Here is a 19,934-nt window from a genome sequence, read left to right as displayed (position 1 = left end):
ACGGCACAAAGTAGCCTCGCAGTCTCGCTGACCGCGATCACGACCTGGCTGGTGTTCTTGTCCTTTTTGCCTCGACCTTGGCGGAACGCCGTTCAATTGCGACCTCCACCTCCCGCTTCAGCCGATCCTTGATTTCAACCGTCTCGCTCATCAGGGCCTCGATCTTCAGGAAATCGAGGACGCGGTATTTCGACACCGCCGGGCGGACCAGTATGTCGGGCTGGCACTGTTTCAGCTTGTTGGCGATGATCGACTGCATCATCAATTGCGTGGCGCCGAACATCAGGTCGACGGAGGTCGGCTGCTTGCGGTCGGCCTCTTCCGGCGCGCCAACCACGTCGACGCCGATGATGATATCGGCATCCTTCTCGATCAGGTCGAAGGGCACGGGGTTGTAGATGCCGCCGTCGATCAGCAGCCTGCCGTCGCGCGTCACTGGACGGAAGACGGCAGGAATGGCGGCTGAGGCCGCAAGGGCGGAATGCAGGTCGCCATCGTCAAACACAGCGAGCTTGTGGCCGAAATAGTCGGTTGCCGTCACCTTCAGCGGGATTTTCAATCCGGCGAAGGTTTCGGGAATCGCCTCGGGCAGAAACGCCTTCAGGATGCGCTCGACATTGAACTGGCTGACGCGGATGCCATTTTGCATGGCTTCCGCGATCGTGCCCGGCCGCGCCCGCCACATGCGGCTCGCCACCTCGGCGCGGCGGCCGAGGATCGAGCGGGCATAGTCGTGGATATCCTTGCCGGTCATACCCGAGGCCATGCCGGCACCCATGATGGCGCCGATCGACGAGCCGGCTATCGCCACCGGCTTGATGCCGAGCTCGTCCAGCGCCTCGATGACATGGATATGCGCCAGACCGCGCGCGCCGCCACCGCCGAACGCTATGCCGAAAGTGGGGCTCATCCCTTGCCGGCTCCCGCCAGCGGCGGCCCGACCACCATGACGGTCGGCTCGGTCGTCAGCAGCTTCTTCGCCGCCGCCTTGACCTGATCGATCGTCACCGCGTTGATATAGCCGGCCCGGCGCTGCATGTAGTCGATGCCGAGATCGTCAATCTGCAGCTCGACAAGCGTGGCGGCGATGGAACTCGACGAATCCAGATTGCTGATCGCATAGGCGCCGATCAGATATTTCTTGGTCGCCGCCAGTTCGGCCTCAGTCGGGCCATCCTCGGCCAGGCGCTTGGCGACGTCGCGCACGATAGCGAGCGTCTCGGCCGCGCGATCGGAGCGCGTCCCAGTGGTGACGATCAGCGCATTGGCATGGTCCTGGTTGACCAGAGAGGAATTGACGCTGTAGGCGAGCCCGCGCTTTTCGCGGACCTCCTGGAACAGGCGCGAGGTGAAAGTTCCACCGCCGAGGATCTCATTCATCAGCACCGCCGGGAAGAAATCCGTCGCCTTGCGCTTCACGCCCGGCCAGGCGAGCTGCAGCGATGTCTGCGGCAGGTCGTAATTGACCTCGATATGCTGCGCCAGCTTGGGCTCGATATCGGCTACAGGAGCGAGCGCCTGGTCCCGCGGCAAGTCGCCGAACACCATGTCGAGCTTCTTCTTCAGGGTCTCGGGGTCGATGGCCCCGACCACGGCGACATGCAGGCCGCCGCGCGCGAACACCGCCTTGTGCAGGGCCTCGAGATCGGCCTGCGTGACGGCGGCGATGCTCTGCCTGGTGCCCTGGTCGGAACGCGAATAAGGGTGGTCGCCATAGACGGCGCGCGCCCACCGGTTCTGCGCCACCGTGTCGGGATCGTTCTCGTTGGCGATGATGCCGGACAGGACCTGCGCGCGGATGCGGTCGATCGGCGCCTGGTCGAAGCGCGGCTCATTGACCGCCAGACGCAACAGGTCGAAGGCTTCGTCGCGCTGTTCGGCCAGCATGCGCATGGAACCGTAGATGCCATCGCGGGTCTCGTCGAAGCTCATTTCCGCCCCGGCATCGTCGAGCTTGATCTGGAAGGCTTCCGAGTCGAGCGGGCCGGCACCCTCGTCGAACAGGCCGGTCATCAGGTTGGCGAGACCTTCCTTCCCCACCGGATCTTGCGTCGAGCCGCCGCCGAAGACGAAGCGGACGGCGACCACCGGCACGGAATAGTCCTCGACCAGCCAGGCCGTGACGCCTTTCGAGGAGGTAACGGACTGGATCTCCATGGCGCGGGCGGCAAGTGCCGGCAGAACCAGGAAGAGGACGGAGAGGAAGAAGGTTGCGAGGGCGTGGAGGGCCTTCCCTTCTCGCGCGAGGGGAGAAGGGGGAGCCTGGCGGGGCGACGTCAACGCGCCGCTAAACTGGTTCGTCATCATCAATTCCCCGCCTGTTGCTGCGGCAAGAGATAGCCGGTCGTCGAGCGGGCCAATACCAGATAGCGCGCGGCAACGGCCTTGACCTCGTCGGTGGTGACCTTGCGGATGCGGTCCGGCCATTGCTGCACGTCCTGGACGTTGCCGCCGGTGGCAAGCGTCGAGCCATAGATGTTGGCCATGGAATCCTGCTTGTCGCGAGCAAAGATCATCGACCTGACATAGCGGTCCTTGGCTTTTTCGAGCTCGTCCGGGGTGACGCCGTCGCTGGCGATGCGTGCCACTTCCGCATCGACCGCGGCTTCGACGTCGGCCAGCTTGGCGTCACCGCGCGGCGCGCCGTAGACAGTGAAATTGGTGTCGTCGAGCATGGTGCCCTGGAAGTACGCACCGGCGCCGGAAGCAATGCCCTGCTTGACGACAAGGGCTTGGTAAAGCCGGCTGCGGTTGCCGCCGCCGAGAATCTCGGCCAGCAGGTCGAGCGCCTCGGCCTCGCCCGGCTTGGCGGTATGGTAGGATGGCACCACCCATTGCGTCGAGAAACTCGGCACGCTGACGCGAGCATCGGAAAGCGTGACCGTGCGCCTGGTGTTCTGCTCCGGCTCGACCGGGCGAACGCGCGGCGGCAGGTCCGGCCCGCGCGCCACCTTGCCATAGGTCTTCTCGGCCAGCGCCTTCACCGTGTCCGGTTCGACATCGCCGGTCACGATCAGCACGACGTTGTTGGGCCGGTAGTATTTGTTGTAGAACGCCACCGCGTCGGTGCGGTTCAGCTGCTCCATCTCCTGCATCCAGCCGATGACTGGGATGCGATAGGGCTGGTTCTGCCATAGCGTGGCATCGACCTCTTCGTCGAGCACGGCCTGCGGATTGTTGTCGATGCGCGAGCGGCGCTCCTCCAGGATGACATCGCGCTCGGTCTTGATGACGTCATCGGTGAGGATGAGGTTGCGCATGCGGTCGGCTTCGAAGCTCATCATCAGCTCGAGCGCCGACGGTGCCACCGTCTCATGGAATGCGGTGTAGTCGTAGGAGGTGAAGGCGTTGTTGGAGCCGCCAATGTCGGAGACGGCGCGGTCGAACTCGCCGGCCGCGTGGTGGGCCGTGGCCTTGAACATCAGATGCTCGAAGAAATGGGCGATGCCGGATTTGCCCGGCGGCTCGTCGGCGCTGCCGATCTTGTACCAGACCATGTGGGTGACGATCGGCGCGCGGTGATCGGGAATGACGACCACTTCCATGCCGTTGTCGAGCAGGAAGTCCGTGACCTTGAACTCGGCCGGCACTGTGCTTGGCAATACGGGGCCGTCCGCCAGGACGGGGGCGGTCATGAACAATGCCAGCGACGTCGCCAGCAGCGTGGCCCGAAGCCATTCAGTCCTTGATGTCATCGATGGCTCCGGTTTCATGCAGCGACGATAGGCAAGGCGCTGGCGACAAGCAAAGTGAATTGTTGGTCATGTTGCCGGCAAAGGCGGCGGCAAAGAGGCCACGGCTGAAAGCAGGCCTCTCAGGCAGCTTCGATGAAGCGGATCACGGTCTCGCCATAGTTGCGCTCATCAAGCACGGAAAAGCCCGGGCCTGGCTCGAAGGGAACCACCGCCGTCTCCTCGACCACACAGAGTGCGCCTGGCCGCAGCCAGCCGCCGGCCTGGGCCGACCGCAGGGCTAGCTCGCCAAGGCCCTTGCCATAGGGCGGATCGGCAAAGACCAGGCCGAACGGCGCCAGCGTGCCCGCCTCGCCAAGGCCGGTTGCGTCGCGGCGGAAGATCTTGGTGCGTCCGGTCAGGCCGAAGGCTTCGACATTGTCGCGGATCAGACCACGGCCCTCGGCCGATTCCTCGATGAAGACGCCATAGGATGCCCCGCGCGACAGGGCTTCCAGGCCAAGCGCGCCGGTGCCAGCGAACAGGTCGAGCACGCGCGCGCCGTCCAGTTGCCCGGCAAAGCGATGCGCCAGAACGTTGAAGACGGCCTCGCGGGTGCGATCGGTCGTCGGGCGGATGGCGCTGCTGCGGGGCGTCGCCAGCGGACGCCCGCGAAACTCACCGCCGACGATTCTCATCTTGTCCGGGGGCCCTTGGGGCCGCCGCGCGGCCGCTCGCCGCCACCGGCGCCTCCTGGACGCTCGCCACGCGGCTTGCCGAACGGTTTCGCGCCACCTGGCTTGCCGGCGGGCTTGCCATAAGACGGCTTGAACGAGGCCTTGCGTGCCTTGTTCTCGGCCGTCTTGGCCGCATCGGCCTCCGCCCTGCCCTTGCCGATCGGCCGGGCTCCCGGCGCCATCCAGACATTGGCCTTGCGCTGGCCGGGCGGCTCGATCGGCCGTTGCTCGCGCTCGGGTTTCTTGCCGCCGCCGCGAGGCTTGTCACCGAATCCACCGCGCGGCTTGTCGCCAAAACTTCCACGCGGCTTATCGCCAAAGCCACCGCGCTCCGGTCGCGGACCGCGATCGCCGAAGCTCTTTTCTGGTCTCTCACCCCTGTCGGGGCTCGTCGACAGTTTGCCGAGCGCCTCGTCGCGGCTGCCTTCCCGGCGTTTGCGGTTCTTGATCAGCCCGCCCTCGCCGATCGGCCGGCGCTCGCCATCTCGCGTAAACTTCGGCCGTTCGGGCTCGACCTCACGCACTTCGGTGCGCCGCACCGGCTGGTTGGAAAACGGTTTTGTTATCTCGGCCTCGAAATTGGCGCCGGATTCCTCGACCAGGCGCTCGCCGAGCTGGTCGCGCAGCACCCGGCCCTTGATCTCCAGAACATGGCCCTCGGCGAGGTCCTCGAGCTGGAACGGACCGTAGGAGATGCGGATCAGCCGCGTGACGTCGAGGCCGAGCGCGCCGAGGATGTTCTTGACCTCACGGTTCTTGCCCTCGCGCAGACCGATCGTCAGCCAGGCGTTGGAGCCCTGCTCGCGATCCAAGCTGGCTTCGATGGCGCCGTAGAAGACGCCGTCGACGGCAATGCCCTCGCGCAGGCCGGCGAGCGCGCTTTCCTCGACCTTGCCATGAACGCGCACGCGGTAGCGGCGCAACCAGCCAGTGGCCGGCAGTTCGAGTACGCGCGACAGGCCGCCATCATTGGTCAGCAGCAGCAGGCCTTCGGTGTTGATATCGAGGCGGCCGATGGTCATCAGCCGCGGCAGTTCGGCCGGCAGCACGTCGAAGACGGTCTTGCGGCCTTCCGGATCGCGGTTGGTGGTGACGACGCCGGCCGGCTTGTGGAACAGGAACAGGCGCGTGCGTTCGATCGGCGGGATTTCCATGCCATCGAGATGGATGATGTCATTGGGCATGACGTTGAACGCCGGCGAAGCCAGCACCTTGCCATTGACCTTGACGCGGCCGGCGGCGATCAACTCCTCGGCGTCGCGGCGCGAGGCGAGCCCGGCGCGTGCCAGCCGCTTGGCGATGCGCTCGCCGGCTTCTTCCGTTGCTTCGGCAGGCCGCGAGCGCGGCTTGAAGCCCCCGCCAGACGCGCCTTGCGGCCGATCACCGAAATCACGCTTGGGTCTGTCGCCGCCAAAGTCACGCTTTGGACGGTCAGCGAAATCCCGCTTCGGACGATCTCCGAAATCACGCTTGGGACGGTCGAAGCGCTTTTCACCGCCCTCCGCCGATGCAGAAACCGGACGGTCGCCACGCGGCGCGTAGGGCTTGCGTGGTCCCTCGCGCTTCTCATAAGGCTTGCGTTCGCCTTCGGCTGCCATCGGGCGGTCGCCGCGCGGCGCGTAGGGCTTGCGTGGTCCCTCCCGCTTTTCATAAGGCTTGCGTTCGCCTTCGGCTGCCATCGGGCGGTCGCCGCGCGGCGCGTAGGGCTTGCGCGTGCCTTCGCGCTTTTCATAAGGCTTGCCTTCGGGGCGCGGTCCCTTGCTGAATGGCCTGTCGCCGCCCTTGAAGTCCCGCTTCGGCCGGTCGCCGTCGGCGGCCATCGGCCGATCGCCACGTGGCGCATAAGGTTTTTTTGCAGCAAAAGACGGCTTCCCGCCCTTGCCGGCACCGCGGCCAGGTGCAGCTGCCGATTTCGGGCCACTCCTGCCCGGGCCGGCTTTGCGCGGAGATTTCTTGTCGTTGTCGTCCATGTGGCCTTTGTCCGTTTGCGCTGCTACAGCGTGGCGCATCCGTTCGGCGCGCAACGAACGCTGTAGCACTTTTGATTTGGCGCAGATCATTTCCGAAAATCGAGTCCGATTTTTCGGGTTGATGCGCTCCATAACAGGATCACCGCCGGGTGGCGAGGATATAATGGGAAGACAAACCCCTTGAAGAGGCCGGATTTCATGGCCCTGGCGCTAAAAGAGGCCGAAGCGGCAGCCTTGCGTGGCGAAGTGCCGGTCGGCGCGGTCATCGCCAATGGCGGCGCGGTTATTGCCAGTGCCGGCAACCGCACGCGCGAGCTTGCGGACCCGACGGCCCATGCCGAGATGCTGGTGATCCGTGAAGCCTGCGGCAAACTCTCGAGCGAGCGGCTCACCGGCCACGATCTCTATGTCACGCTGGAGCCCTGCGCCATGTGCGCCGGGGCAATCTCCTTCGCCAGGCTGCGCCGTCTCTATTTTGGTGCGGCCGACGAAAAGGGCGGCGCCGTCGTCAACGGCGTGCGCTTCTTCGCCTCTCCGACCTGCCACCACACGCCCGACATCTATCCGGGCATGGCCGAGACCGAAGCAGGCCTGCTGCTGAAGGATTTTTTCAGGGGACGTCGAGACTGAGCGAAGGCCGCCGCAAGACCTGCGCGACTTGTTCTTACTGCAACCAGTCGAACCAGCCGCCCTTCTTGCCCTCGGCCTTTGCCTTGAGAGCGCGTTCTTTCTTGTACTCGTCTTCGCCGAGTTCGTTCTGCGGCGCGGCATCGGAGGCGACACGGTAGGCCAATGGCGGCTCGCTGAGGTATTTACGCGTGTTCGGATCGCCCTGCTTGCTCTCGGCAAGGCGGCGCTGGATCTCGGCGGCGCGGCCCTTGTCGGAATCGGCGGGTTTCCACGCCGGCGGGTGGCTGGATCCTGATTCCTCCATCGCCCTTTTCACCGAAGCCGGATCCGTCTGCACGTCATCGACGATCTCCGACTGGTAGGCCGGATCATTCTGGTGTGCGGTGGCGTCGGCGCGCAGGCGCGCGCGGCGCTGCTCGGGCGATTCGGGCCAACCGGCGTTTGCCGTCTGAATGCTTTCCTGCGGGGCAGGCAGCGCTTCCTTCTGGCCAGGTGCCGGCTTCACCAGGGTGGGACGCGGCTTGTAGTCGATCGGGTCCTTGCGCTTCGGCGCGAAGGAAACGGCGCCTGTAAGATCGCCGGCCAGCTGCTCGGCGGCGGTCTTGTCGGTGCCGTAGGTCGGAGAGCCCATGCAGCCGGACAAAGCGAGGCCCGATGCGACAAGCGGCGCCAGCAGCGCAAGGCGCGCGTTATATCTTTCGGTCATGCCAAAAAGTCCCACTCTAGACAACCTCTCGATCGCACCGGCCTTGTGTCCGGTCCCCATCGTGCAAGCACTTGCGACGGAAATCCGGCGACAATTTGTCTTCCGGAGTTTCGCGTGTTTACCTCAACCACTCGTTAAGGGCAACGCACGGGCGGGTTTGCACCCGCGCGGCGTGGCATTTGTGCACTTCTTTGGGCGACAGGCACTAGAGCCTTCCCAGCGCTTTCAATTCGTGCAGCACCGCGGCATCCCGTGCCGAAACATCCGGGAACTCGGGATCCTGCCCGACATCGGCGGTGTAGCGCCAGGAACGCGCGCATTTGACCAGGCCGCGATCCTCCGCTTTCTCGACGACCACGGCAACGCCCTTGACATCGTCGAGGGCGAAGGCGGTTCGCGGCGCCTCGCCATGGGCAATGACGAGATCGCTGGTGATGGCCATTTCAGCCATGTCGACGTCCGATATCGCCGCCTCGAGCGCCGCGTCGTTGATCGTGACCACGGGGACCGCCTCCAGCGAGGAGCCGATCACCTTCTGGGCACGCGCAATCTCGAGCGCGCCGGTGACGACGCGGCGCACCTGCCTGACCTTGCGCCATTTCTCCGCCAGCGCCTCGTTCCTCCAACCCGCAGGGATTTGCGGGAACTGGTCGAGATGCACCGACACCCCATCGGGATGACGCTCCAGCCACGCCTCCTCCATGGTGAAGGGCAGCATCGGCGCCAGCCATTTCACCAGGCAGTCGAAGAGATGGCGCACCACCTGGACCGAGGCCTTGCGCTTCACGCTCGACGGGCCGTCGCAGTAGAGCGCGTCCTTGCGGATATCGAAATAGAAGGCCGACAGCTCGACCACCATGAAATCGAGCAGTGCGCGCGTGATGCGCTTGAACTCGAAGGCGTCGTAGCCCTGGCGTACCACCTCGTCGAGTTCGGCCAGCCGGTGCAGCATCAGCCGCTCAAGCTCCGGCATCGTCTCCAGGGGAACGACCTCACCATCGTCATGGGCGAGCGTGCCCAGCATCCAGCGTATGGTGTTGCGCAGCTTGCGATAGGCGTCGATGTTGGTCTGCAGCACGTTCTTGCCGAGGCGCTGGTCTTCCCAATAGTCGGTCGTCACCACCCAGAGCCGCAGGATATCGGCGCCGGACTGCTTGATCACATCCTGCGGCACGACCGTGTTGCCGAGCGATTTCGACATCTTGCGCCCATCCTCGTCCATGGTGAAGCCATGCGTGACGACGGTGTCATACGGCGCCCTGCCCCTGGTGCCGCAACTTTCGAGCAGCGAGGAGTGGAACCAGCCGCGATGCTGGTCGGAGCCTTCGAGATAGACGTCGGCCGGCCACTTCAAGTCGGGCCGGTCTTCCAGAGTGAAGACATGTGTCGAACCCGAATCGAACCAGACGTCGAGAATGTCCATCACCTGCTTCCATTTGGAGGCATCGTGATTGCCGAGGAAGCGCTCCTTGGCGCCGGGCGCGAACCAGGCGTCGGCGCCTTCCGCCTCGAAGGCGTCCATGATACGGCGGTTGACGGCCTCGTCCTTCAGCACATTGCCATCCTCGTCGGCGAAGACGGCGATCGGCACGCCCCAGGCGCGCTGGCGCGACAGCACCCAGTCCGGGCGCTCCTCGATCATGGCGCGAATGCGGTTCTGGCCGGCGGCCGGGACAAAGCGCGTCTCGTCGATGGCCTTCAGCGCGCGGCCCCGCAGCGTGGTGCCGTCGCCGAGGTCCTTGTCCATGTAGACGAACCATTGCGGCGTGTTGCGGAAGATGACCGGCTTCTTCGAACGCCATGAATGCGGGTAGCTGTGCTTCAGCCGGCCGCGCGCGAACAGCGCATTGCGCTTGATCAGCTCATCGATGACCGCCTGGTTGGCGTTGCCCTTCTTGCCATTGTCGTCGATCACGCGCGCGGCTCCGCCTTCGCGGTCAGGGCCGAGGCCCGGCGCGTCCTTGGTGAAGAAGCCGGCATCGTCGACGGTGAACGGGATTTCGGTGTCGATGCCACGTTGGCGCAGCGCGGGCGCGGCGTCCATCCAGGCATCAAAGTCCTCCCGGCCATGGCCGGGAGCGGTGTGCACGAAGCCGGTGCCGGCATCGTCGGTGACATGGTCGCCGGCAATCATCGCAACCGGGAATTCATAGCCGCCACCGAGGCCCTTGAAGGGATGCGAAAGCACAAGATTTCCAAGCTGCTCGGCGCTGATGCCGTGAAGACGCTTCAAGGTGACCTTGGCCTTGGCCTGGCTTTCCTCTGCCAGCGCATCGGCAAAGATCAGCTTCTCGCCTGGCTGCGGGCCAAACGCATTCTCGGCCGCCGTCACCTCGTAGAGGCCGTAGGCGACACGCGGCGAATAGCTAACGGCGCGATTGCCCGGGATGGTCCACGGCGTCGTCGTCCAGATGACGACATGAGCATCCAGCAGGTCAAGCGACCGACCGCTCAGGTCCGGATCGAGCTCCGCCGGCTGCCCGTCCACCACACTGGCGACGACGAGATTGGCCACCGGAAACTTCGCCCAGATCGTGTCTGACTCGTAGTCCTGGTACTCGATCTCTGCCTCGGCGAGCGCAGTCCGCTCGACGACGCTCCACATCACCGGCTTGGAACCACGGTAGAGCTGGCCGGACATGGCGAACTTCAACAATTCACCGGCGATGCGCGACTCGGCGTGGAGGGCCATGGTCGTATAAGGGTTCTTGAAGTCGCCGATGACACCGAGACGCTGGAACTCTCCACCCTGCACCGAGATCCAGTGCGCGGCGAATTCACGGCATTCCTGGCGGAATTCGTTGACCGGCACCTCGTCCTTGTTCTTGCCCTTGGCGCGGTATTGTTCCTCGATCTTCCATTCGATCGGCAGGCCGTGACAGTCCCAGCCGGGCACATAGTTCGAGTCATAACCGCGCATCTGGAATGAGCGGGTGATGACGTCCTTGAGGATCTTGTTCAGCGCGTGGCCGATATGGATGTTGCCGTTGGCGTAGGGCGGGCCGTCATGCAGCACGTATTTTGTACGCCCCGCCGCGCTCTCGCGCAGCTTGCGGTAGAGGTCCATGTCCTGCCAGCGCTTGACCAGCACCGGCTCCTTCTCGGGCAGGCCGGCGCGCATCGGAAACTCCGTCTGCGGCAGATAAAGGGTCTTCGAATAGTCGATCGTCGATTGGGTTTCGTCGGTCATTGGTCTGCCATGTGCATGCCGGGCCACGTGGCTTGCGGCGTGAAACTCTATTTTACACGCATGCCGTTCCCAAAAAGGGGCCCACTCGGGGCGACATGCTTTGATGATCTGGAAAAGCGCGAGAGGCCGCGCGCAATATTCCCGGCGGCTCCTACAGCCTTCAGGCTGCTGGGAACACCGGGCTGGTAATTCGTATCGTCGGCGCGTGAAGGCGCAAAAAGCTCGTCATTGCTGGGCTTTTAGCGGAGAAGAGCGCAGGAATAAAGCGTCTCGTTCGATTCGCTTACATCTTGAAGTCGAAGCGGTAGGTGGTCGACACGCCGACCATGAACTGGTTGCGGTCGCCACGCTCCCTGACCAGGCTGGAATCGGCGGCCGGACCCTCCAGGCGCGAATATTCGCCAAACAGGCTGGCAGTCATCGGATCGGTCACCTTCCAGGTCACCGCGCCACCGAGGCCGACGGATTTCAGGCCGCCGCCGGGATTGTACTGGCTCAGACCCGAGGCCACGGCTTCCTGCGCGTTGACACCGTAATAGGCATCGAAATAGTTCGCCGAGGCGAACGACACGCGCGGACCACCTGAAATCCTGACGGTTGGCGTCACATCGTAGAATGCATCGGCGGCGATGTCAGCGACAAAGCCGTTATGGGCTCGGATGCCATGCCGCAATTCGGCACGCGCGCGCATCCAGTCCGTCGGATAGAATTCGAAGAAGCCGCCGACCTCGCCGCCCCAGCGGACCGGGTCGAGCCCCCTGAGCTCGTCGGCATCGCCGTCGTCGCGCGAGAACAGGAACTTGCCGGTCAGGCCTGCACGGACGCCGCCGTCGTCGACAAGCGCCAGCGAAATATTGTCGTTGCGTGAGGTGAAGCGAGCAGCAGGGCCGGCCTTGCCCAGCGAAACGATGGGCTGGGCGCTCAGCATGTATTTCTTGCCGCCTTCGAAATTGGGCGCCACCAGGCCGGTCGCGCCGACCGTCAGATACCAGTCGCCGGACAGCCAGCCGAAAGCGCCATCACCGGCTTCGGCCGCGCCTGACATGGCGAGCACGACAGTAGCCACGGCTACAGAAATCTTCCCGACCTGACTCATGGTCACTCCACTAACACGATACAGCTGCCCTGCGGCGACAGCTTTGACGAGGCTTTGGTAAAATTTGATTTAAGGGCGAGACATCCAGCGCGCATTGCCTGCACCATCGCGCCCGCCATCGGCTGGACGCGGGTCGGCGCCGAGGGTAACCTCCCTGCATGCTGGCGGTCCTCTATGGAGGTGGCGACATGACCTTGCACGGCGATACTCTGAAGAACGCGATCGGCCGGACGCGTGACAAATGGGGATGGTTCGTCGGTCTGGGCGTGGTGCTGCTGATCCTCGGCGGTGTAGCCTTCGGCAATCTGTTCATCGCCACGGTGGCTTCCGTCTACGTTGTCGGATGGCTGATGCTGGTGGCCGGCATCATCGAGATCATGCATGCTTTCGGGGTCAAGACCTGGGGCCGCTTCTTCTACTGGCTGCTCAGCGGACTGCTTTATGCGGTCGCAGGGTTCTTCGCTTTCGACAATCCGCTGCTCGCCTCGGCGGTGCTGACCTTCCTGCTGGCCATCGCGCTCGTAGCTTCCGGCGCGCTGCGGGCCTGGGTCGGCTACAGCCACCGTCCGGAGCGCGGCTGGGGCTGGATTGTCGCGGCGGGCGTCATCAGCGTGCTCGCGGGCCTGATCATCGCCATGGGCTGGCCGGTCAACAGCCTGTGGGTGCTCGGACTGTTCCTGGCGATCGACCTGATCTTCCAGGGCTGGACCTTCATCGCCGTCGGTCTTGCGTTGAAGAAATAGGAACTCGTTTCCCCTTTCGGGATCATGCTTCAGAACGCCACCGCGGCGTCCAGGCCGGAGAGCGGCTTGACGCCGCCAAGCAGCGCGCGGGCCTCGACTTCATCGCGCTTCATCTGCACGACCAGTGCGTCGAGCCCGTCGAACTTGATCTCGCTGCGCAGGAAGCCGAAGAACGACACCTCGCAAGTCTCGCCATAGAGATCGCCGGAAAAGTCGAAGACGAAGGTTTCCAGGAGCGGCGCGCCATTGTCGTCGACCGTCGGGCGGCGGCCAAAGCTGGCGACGCCGTCGTGCAGCGTACCGTCCGCGCGACGGAAGCGGACGGCGTAGATCCCTTCCTTGAGCGTGGCTTCCGCCGGAAGCCTCATATTGGCTGTGGGAAAGCCGAGCGTTCGCCCGAGCTGCTGGCCGCCGACAACCTCGCTTTCCACCGTAAAGCGATAGCCAAGCAGACCGGCGGCCTCGGCCACCTCGCCCTTGCAAAGCAAGGCACGGATGCGGCTCGACGAAACCACCTCGGCGCCTTCGTCGCGAAAGGCGTCGACGAGGGTAACACCGAAGCCGTGGCGCTCGCCGGCAGCCATCAGATAAGCCGGCCCGCCCTGGCGGTCCTTGCCGAAATGGAAATCGAAACCGGTCACGGCGTGGGTAATGCCCAGCGCCCTCTCCAGCACATCGGTGACGAAGGCTTCCGCCGACAGCGAGGCGAAGTCGCGCGTGAACGGCTGTTCGACGAGCGCGGCAAAGCCCAGCAGCGACAGGAGGTGCGCCTTCATCGGCGGCGGCGTCAGCACGAAAAGCGGCAGATCAGGCCTGAAAACCGTTCGCGGGTGCGGTTCAAAGGTCAGCACCAGGGCCGGTACGCCACGCCGCACGGCCTCCGCCAATGCCCGTTCGAGCACGGATTGATGGCCGCGGTGGACGCCATCGAAATTGCCGATCGCGACCACGCCCCCTCGCAGATCGGCGGGCAGCGGCGCGGTTGTCGTAAGATGCTGGAACGCGACCATTGCCACCTACTGCAGTCTTGCGATCACGGCCACCGGACGATAGCCGTGCCGCTCCAGGAAGAGCCCGAGCTTTGCCGGATCCGGCCGGGATGGATCGCCATAGTCGCGGGCATGAATGCCGCCAGAGACATAGAGGACGTCGAAACCATTGTCGGCAGCGCCCTTGACGTCGGTCATCATGCCGTCGCCGATTGCCAGTATTCGCGAACGCTCAACCGACCGGCCGAGGATCTCGGCCACCTCCTTCATCGCGACCTCGTAAATCGGCGCATAGGGTTTTCCGGCGATCAGCGTGCGACCGCCGAGCTGCGCGTAGTCGCGCGCGAGCGCGCCGGCGCACCAGATGATCCGTTCGCCGCGTTCCACCATGATATCGGGATTGGCGCAGATGAACGGCAGGTTCCTGGCGCGCAACCGGCGCAGCAGTTCCGTATAGTCGTCAGGTTTTTCGACCTCGTCGTCGAACAGTCCGGTGCACACCACACCGGTGGCCTCGAACTCCTCGACGAGTTCGACATCGAGGCCGTCATAAAGGGTCAGATCGCGGTCGGCGCCGATGTGGAAGACCTTGCGCGGGCCCTCCGCGATCAGATCACGGGTCACGTCGCCCGAGGTCACCACACGGTCATAGGCTGATGGCGGAACGCCGATCACGCTCATCTGCGCCACGACATCGGCGCTGCGGCGCGGCGAATTGGTGATCAGAACGACAGGAGTGCCGTCCGCCCTTGCCGCTGCCAGCGCAGCCGCGGCAGCCGGAAAATGCCATTCGCCATTGTGCACCACCCCCCAGACATCGCAAAGAATTGCCGAATAGGCTTTCGAGACGTCTTCGAGCGAGCCGACGATTTCAGGCGAATCCGCCATGCCGTTTCCTTCAGTATGATCGTTGCGGTTACAGCGGCCGACGGTTCCCCGCGGCCGGTTCGAATTATCCGAACCGGCCCATGCTGTCACCAGCTTTCGCCTTGATCGGCGCGAATTGCGGCGCAAGCCGCGGCCTTGATTGGTTAGCGGTTGGTGAAGCGCCGACCAAGCAATAGAGCGGTTTCCCAAACCCGTCCTTCAGCGTTTTGTGGAAAGCTGGCGCCGGCCGAGAATCCGTCGGCGGGGGCCGCTGCAAGCATGTTTGAAATCTGGCGTCAGTTCCGCCGCGACAGGCGCGGCAACTATGCTCTCATGACGGCTGTGGCGATGGTGCCGCTGATGGGCGGCCTGGCGATCGCGGTCGATTTCACGGAAATGAACCGTGAAAAGCAGATGGTGATGAACGCGCTCGACGCCGCCAACTTCGCCACGGCCCGCCGGCTGACGGAAGGCGCCACCGACGATCAGCTGAGAGCCTACGCGCTCGACTTTTTCAACGCCAATTTGAACGACATCGATCCCGCCAGCGCGACGCTCAACGTCACCTTGCCGAGCAACACCAGTGGCGGCGGCCTGCTGACCATGACCGCCCAACTTAATTACAAACCCTATTTCTACCCCGCCTTCGCCCAGTTCGTCGGCAAATCGGCGACCGATGCCAACCAGAGGCTCAGCTTCAACGTCACCTCGCAAGTCCGGCTGAAGAACACGCTGGAGGTTGCCCTGGTGCTCGACAATTCCGGATCGATGGTCACGCCCGGCACCGGCTCAGGACAAAAGCGCATCGATCTGCTCAAAACAGCGGCCAAGCAACTGGTCGACACGCTTGCCCAGCAGGCCGCGATGATCAAGCAGGTCGACAGGCCGGTGCAATTCGGCCTCGTGCCCTTTGCCGCCTCCGTCAATGTCGGCCCCGGCAACGGCAACGCCTCGTGGATGGACACCGAGGGTCTGTCGCCGGTATCGAACGAGAATTTCGACTGGTCGACGCTGAACGGCGCCAACAAATACGCCCAGCAGACCAACGGCATCTGGTACAAGCGCGGCACCGGCTGGGGAACCGAGGAAGGCCAGATGCTGACCCGGTTTTCGCTTTATCGCGACATGAAGGTCGTCACCAACCACGAGCGTGTCGTCAATAGCAAGCGCGTGGTCTGCGACGCATACAATTCGAACAACACCTGCAAAAGCAGCCACAACGAATATGACTATGTCGATTCCTACGGTCCGTTCGCCAGTTGGCAAGGCTGCGTCGAGGCACGGCCCTACCCTTACAATATCAACGACGCCACGCCGTCCGGTGGCTCGGCCAACACCGGCGTCGGGGTCGGCGATCCGGCAACGATGTTCGTGCCGATGTTCGCGCCCGACGAACCCGGCAATCACTGGAGACTCACCCAGGACCCCGACGAGGCCGCACCGGTAACTTATGGTGCCATCAACAGCTGGTGGAACGACGATCCATCAAGCAGCAGCGGCCAATCGCGGCTGCGCAACATGGCCAAATATTTCCAGCCGCGGCCGATCGATGCGCCGGCACTGCCTGCCGGCAACGGGCCGAATTACAGCTGCACCACCAACCCGATCACGCCGCTGACCGATGTCAGCGTCGCCGACGGGCTCACCTCGATCAAGGCGGCGATCGACCTGATGCAGCCGAATGGCGGCACCAATGTTCCCGAGGGCATGGCCTGGGGCTGGCGGGTGGTCTCGAGCGGAGAGCCGTTCACGCAAGGGCGCCCGGAAACCGAAAGAGGCAACGACAAGGTGGTGATCGTGCTGACCGACGGCGCCAACACCTATTATACGCCATCCTCGCTGGGCTATTCCGACCCCGCCAATTCGAAATCGACCTACGCCTCCTTCGGCTACCTCAACCCCGGCTACAACGGCACCTCGGTCGGACGCCTGTTCATGGGCACATCGAGCGCCATCGGTCAGTTCGACTATTCGAACGGCAACTACACCAATGCCCTCAACGAGCAGATGGCCACGCTCTGCAACAACGCCAAGGCAGCCAACATCATGGTGATGACGGTGGCGCTCGACCTGTCGACGACCAAGGCCAGCGACAAGCTGGCGATCGATGCGCTGAGGTCCTGCTCGTCGAATTCACGCTTCCGCAAGGATGCGACGGATCCGAGCAAACCGGCGAAGCTGTTCTGGAATGCGACCGGCGCCAGCCTGGCAAACGATTTCAAGGAAATCGGCAACGAGCTGTCGAACCTGCGTGTGGTCGGCTAACCCGAGTTCCTTCCCCTGGCGCAACGCCCGGCGCCGTCAAGCCCTTGCGGGCGCCTGCCGTGACAGGCACAGATTGGCCGCTCGCATGGTCTCTCATCCATCGCGGCAGGCTGGGGAACGAACAATGCCCGATACCGCCAACCATCTCGCCTTCGCGCTGGTCTGCCTCGGCATGGTGCTGACGCCGGGTCCGAACATGATCTATCTGATCTCGCGCTCACTGTCGCAAGGGCCGAAGGCCGGACTGATCTCGCTTGGCGGGGTTGCGGTCGGATTCCTGTTCTACGTGCTGTCGGCCGCGTTCGGCATCACGGCGCTGCTGATCGCGGTGCCTTATGCCTATGATATGCTGCGCTTTGCCGGCGTACTCTACCTCTTGTGGCTGGCCTGGCAGGCCGTGAAACCGGGCGGACGCTCGCCATTCCAGGTGCGCGACCTGCCGAAGGACCGGCCGCGCAAGCTGTTCGCCATGGGATTGATGACCAATCTGCTCAATCCCAAGGTGGCCGTTCTCTATCTGTCGCTGCTGCCGCAGTTCATCAGCCCTGGCAAGGGCCATGTCCTGTCGCAGCTTCTGGTGCTGGGCGCGACGCAGATATCGATCAGCCTCAGCGTCAACGCCGTCATCGCGCTGACGGCCGGCTCGATCGCCACCTTCCTCGCCGGACGCCCGCTGTGGCTGGTCATTCAGCGCTGGATGATGGGAACCGTGCTGACGGCGCTGGCGCTGAAGATGGCGACCGACGCGCAGCGCTGAAGCTCACATCGGCCGGCGCGGCGGCCGGATCTGGGCTGGCTCGACCACCTTGCGGTAGAGATGCCAGGTCGCGTGGCCGAGGATCGGCATGACGACGGCCAGACCGGCAAACAGCGGGATCGAGCCGATCACCAGCAGCACCGCGACGATGAGGCCCCATAGCGCCATCTGCAGCGGATTTGCCATGACCGCGCGCGCCGAGGTCTCTATCGCCGAAACGGCGCCGACATCCCGATCGAGCAAAAGCGGGAAGGCAATGACCGTGGTCGCCAGCACGACCACCGCGAAGACCAGGCCGGCCGCGTTGCCGAGAAGGATCAGCCTCCAGCCCTTGCTGGTCGTCAGCACATCGCGCAGGAAGGCCCCGACCGAAGCCGGCGGCTCGCCGCCGAAAAGGCTGGTGTAGATCGACTGCGCCGTGAACAGCCACAACAGGAACAGCGCGAACAGCATGATTCCGATAACCGCTATCGAGGGCAGCGCCGATGAAAGGCGAACATCGAGCGCATGCCGCCAGTTGGTGTTCATGCCGAGCTCGCGCCGGCGGCTGATCTCATACAGTCCGATCGCCGCGAACGGCCCGACCAGGGCAAAGCCCGACATCAAGGGATAGACGAGCTGGATGGCATTGGAGCCGGACGTCCACTGCGTCAGGATCAGACCGGCGACCGGATAGATCAGGCACAGAAACACGTAATGCGAGGGCTTGGCCCAGAAGTCCTCGGCGCCAAGCCTGAGCGCGTCCCAGAGGTCCGCCGTGGAAATTCGGCGGACCGCTGGTTGCACATGCATCCCGTACGCGTCCGCCATGACATGAAAGCCGGCCATAACCTTCCTCCGTTTTTCTCGGGGGGCGGTCACCGCCTAGGGTGGCTGCCCGTAGCTGCCACTTGAAGAACGCTCGCATGATAGCCGATCTTCCCGGGATTGTCGCCGCGTCTCATAAGGTTTGCTGAGCGGTCATCGTCTGGCGAACCACTGAGTTCATTTTAGAATCCATGCATTTTAGCTATTGCTTAAATTACTCGTAGAGACCCACAGCGTATCACCTGAGCTTTACAAACGTTGGCGAGGGGCGATGTTCACATTGAAGGGCTTCTGGTCTTGTGAACGCGGCAATTTCGCCATGGCGACCGCCGTAGCCTTGCTGCCGATAATGGCTGTCGTCGCCGGCACCCTCGACCTGACGGGCACGAGCGATGACGCCGCGCAACTGCAGAACTCGCTGGACGCGGCTGGCCTTGCCGTCGGCACCAAATACCTGCCCAGCATGAGCGCGAACGATGTCCAGGGGCTTGGGCTGACATTCTTCGCAGCCAATTTGAGCATTGCCGACCAGCAGGAATATTCAGACAGCGTTTCCGCCTTTTCGGCCACCGCCAGCGGCGATCCGAGCGCCTATTACATCTCGCTCTCGTCCGGCATCAACCGTCCGAGCTTCATCAACGGCGCTGCCCCCTGGCCAGCTCACCGGTCGGCGACGGTCAAGATGCACCCGGGCGCCCAGGCCTGCGTGCTGGCGCTCGATCCGCATGCGTCGGCGGCGGTGAGCCTGCAAGGCTCGACCGATGTCGCCATGAGCAACTGCGTGATCGCGGCAAACTCGGACGCGTCCGATGCCGTCAGCAGGGGCGGTTCCGCGCAGGTCTCGGCGGGCTGCGTATCGGCCGTCGGTGGCACTTCCGGGCTTTCTCCGCCCGCTGCCAATCTCACCTGCGGCACGCCGCTCGAACATCAATATGCGTCCTTCGATCCCCTGGCCGACATCGTCCCTCCCCCCTACACACTTTGCCTGCCGGTGCCGAACGGCAAAACCTACACGCTGTCGCCCAGCACCTATTGCGACAAGACATTGTCAGGAAACATCACCTTCAACCCGGGCGTCTACATCTTGCGCGGCGTCACCCTGAAGCCGGGCGGGAATGGCAGCCTGAGCGGCCAGGGCGTAACCATATTCCTCACGGAAGGGGCACAGATCATCATAAACGCCAATGAAAAGGTGAACCTTTCCCCGCCCACCAGCGGGCCTTACGCCGGCATCACCATCTTCCAGAGCCGCGGGAACATTTCGGCCTTGACCCTGAATGGCGGCGCAAATTCCGTGATCAGCGGATTCGTCTATGCGCCTGACGCGGCCGTTTCGTTTGCCGGCAATTCGGACATGAGCGGTCAGGGGGACTGCCTGAGGCTTGTTGGCTTGACCGTGCAGATGACAGGCAACTCTTCCATCAAGACCGACTGCACGGCGGTGTTCGGAAATCGAGAGATGTACTCCAGCCGCCTCATCACGCTTGTGAACTAGGGGCCGCTTCG

The 19,934-nt window shown here is 63.9% G+C and carries 16 protein-coding genes; 5 read left to right on the top strand and 11 right to left on the bottom strand.

Translation table 11 applies throughout. The features are described from left to right. Window positions 1–37: 37 nt before the first annotated feature. The 5 genes from FJ936_RS17420 to FJ936_RS17400 all read right to left on the bottom strand — a co-directional run bounded on the left by FJ936_RS17420 (window position 38) and on the right by FJ936_RS17400 (window position 6,378). Complete coding sequence (locus FJ936_RS17420; RefSeq protein WP_015318354.1) at window positions 38–910, bottom strand: patatin-like phospholipase family protein; 873 nt, start codon at window positions 908–910, stop codon at window positions 38–40. Beyond that, the gene (locus FJ936_RS17415; protein ID WP_181171420.1) at window positions 907–2,304 is read right to left on the bottom strand and encodes a pitrilysin family protein; all 1,398 of its coding nucleotides are present in this window, start codon (window positions 2,302–2,304) and stop codon (window positions 907–909) included. The genes FJ936_RS17420 and FJ936_RS17415 overlap by 4 nt, the downstream gene beginning before the upstream one ends. A 2-nt stretch (window positions 2,305–2,306) precedes the next feature. Beyond that, on the bottom strand, window positions 2,307–3,695 hold the full coding sequence (locus tag FJ936_RS17410; protein ID WP_015318356.1) for a pitrilysin family protein: 1,389 nt from the start codon (window positions 3,693–3,695) through the stop codon (window positions 2,307–2,309). Between the two features lie 119 nt (window positions 3,696–3,814). After that, on the bottom strand, window positions 3,815–4,369 hold the full coding sequence (gene rsmD / locus FJ936_RS17405) for a 16S rRNA (guanine(966)-N(2))-methyltransferase RsmD (RefSeq protein ID WP_015318357.1): 555 nt from the start codon (window positions 4,367–4,369) through the stop codon (window positions 3,815–3,817). Continuing rightward, window positions 4,366–6,378 carry a pseudouridine synthase gene (locus FJ936_RS17400; protein ID WP_140792037.1) on the bottom strand — a complete coding sequence of 671 codons (2,013 nt, stop codon included), beginning with the start codon at window positions 6,376–6,378 and terminating at the stop codon, window positions 4,366–4,368. Before FJ936_RS17400 ends, rsmD begins: the two co-directional genes overlap by 4 nt. 180 nt (window positions 6,379–6,558) lie before the next feature. Between FJ936_RS17400 and FJ936_RS17395 the strand changes: the two genes are divergently transcribed. Continuing rightward, the gene (locus FJ936_RS17395; RefSeq protein WP_041163474.1) at window positions 6,559–7,008 is read left to right on the top strand and encodes a nucleoside deaminase; all 450 of its coding nucleotides are present in this window, start codon (window positions 6,559–6,561) and stop codon (window positions 7,006–7,008) included. Between the two features lie 34 nt (window positions 7,009–7,042). On the opposite strand, the gene FJ936_RS17390 is transcribed toward FJ936_RS17395, so the two are convergent. The 3 genes from FJ936_RS17390 to FJ936_RS17380 form a co-directional block, all read right to left on the bottom strand. Continuing rightward, window positions 7,043–7,714: a hypothetical protein gene (locus tag FJ936_RS17390; protein WP_015318360.1), complete on the bottom strand. Its 672-nt coding sequence runs from the start codon at window positions 7,712–7,714 to the stop codon at window positions 7,043–7,045. A 205-nt stretch (window positions 7,715–7,919) separates the two neighbouring features. Continuing rightward, window positions 7,920–10,904, bottom strand: coding sequence for an isoleucine--tRNA ligase (gene ileS, locus FJ936_RS17385; protein ID WP_140792035.1), 2,985 nt, complete (start codon window positions 10,902–10,904; stop codon window positions 7,920–7,922). A 283-nt stretch (window positions 10,905–11,187) separates the two neighbouring features. Continuing rightward, the gene (locus FJ936_RS17380) at window positions 11,188–12,000 is read right to left on the bottom strand and encodes a MipA/OmpV family protein (RefSeq protein WP_140792034.1); all 813 of its coding nucleotides are present in this window, start codon (window positions 11,998–12,000) and stop codon (window positions 11,188–11,190) included. Between the two features lie 188 nt (window positions 12,001–12,188). Here FJ936_RS17380 and FJ936_RS17375 point away from each other — a divergent pair, with 188 nt between their 5' ends. After that, window positions 12,189–12,743 (top strand): HdeD family acid-resistance protein, encoded by a 555-nt coding sequence (locus FJ936_RS17375; RefSeq protein ID WP_015318363.1) that lies wholly within the window; start codon window positions 12,189–12,191, stop codon window positions 12,741–12,743. 29 nt (window positions 12,744–12,772) lie between these two features. Here FJ936_RS17375 and FJ936_RS17370 read toward each other — a convergent pair whose 3' ends face one another. Both FJ936_RS17370 and FJ936_RS17365 read right to left on the bottom strand, forming a co-directional pair. Beyond that, on the bottom strand, window positions 12,773–13,753 hold the full coding sequence (locus FJ936_RS17370) for a bifunctional riboflavin kinase/FAD synthetase (RefSeq protein ID WP_015318364.1): 981 nt from the start codon (window positions 13,751–13,753) through the stop codon (window positions 12,773–12,775). A 6-nt stretch (window positions 13,754–13,759) separates the two neighbouring features. Continuing rightward, complete coding sequence (locus tag FJ936_RS17365) at window positions 13,760–14,620, bottom strand: TIGR01459 family HAD-type hydrolase (protein ID WP_140720939.1); 861 nt, start codon at window positions 14,618–14,620, stop codon at window positions 13,760–13,762. Between the two features lie 258 nt (window positions 14,621–14,878). Between FJ936_RS17365 and FJ936_RS17360 the strand changes: the two genes are divergently transcribed. Together FJ936_RS17360 and FJ936_RS17355 are read left to right on the top strand one after the other, a co-directional pair. Beyond that, on the top strand, window positions 14,879–16,864 hold the full coding sequence (locus FJ936_RS17360) for a TadE/TadG family type IV pilus assembly protein (protein WP_181763148.1): 1,986 nt from the start codon (window positions 14,879–14,881) through the stop codon (window positions 16,862–16,864). 124 nt (window positions 16,865–16,988) lie between these two features. After that, window positions 16,989–17,621 (top strand): LysE family translocator, encoded by a 633-nt coding sequence (locus FJ936_RS17355; RefSeq protein WP_141906831.1) that lies wholly within the window; start codon window positions 16,989–16,991, stop codon window positions 17,619–17,621. A gap of 3 nt (window positions 17,622–17,624) precedes the next feature. On the opposite strand, the gene FJ936_RS17350 is transcribed toward FJ936_RS17355, so the two are convergent. Beyond that, window positions 17,625–18,449, bottom strand: a complete 825-nt coding sequence (locus FJ936_RS17350; protein WP_141906830.1) for a DUF2189 domain-containing protein — start codon at window positions 18,447–18,449, stop codon at window positions 17,625–17,627. Window positions 18,450–18,699: 250 nt separating this feature from the next. Between FJ936_RS17350 and FJ936_RS17345 the strand changes: the two genes are divergently transcribed. Continuing rightward, window positions 18,700–19,923: a pilus assembly protein TadG-related protein gene (locus tag FJ936_RS17345; protein WP_141906864.1), complete on the top strand. Its 1,224-nt coding sequence runs from the start codon at window positions 18,700–18,702 to the stop codon at window positions 19,921–19,923. Window positions 19,924–19,934 lie beyond the last annotated feature (11 nt).

Source organism: Mesorhizobium sp. B2-4-13 (genome assembly GCF_006658535.1).
GTDB classification, from domain to species: Bacteria; Pseudomonadota; Alphaproteobacteria; order Rhizobiales; family Rhizobiaceae; genus Mesorhizobium; species Mesorhizobium australicum.
This window is presented reverse-complemented; position numbering and strand designations above follow the sequence as displayed.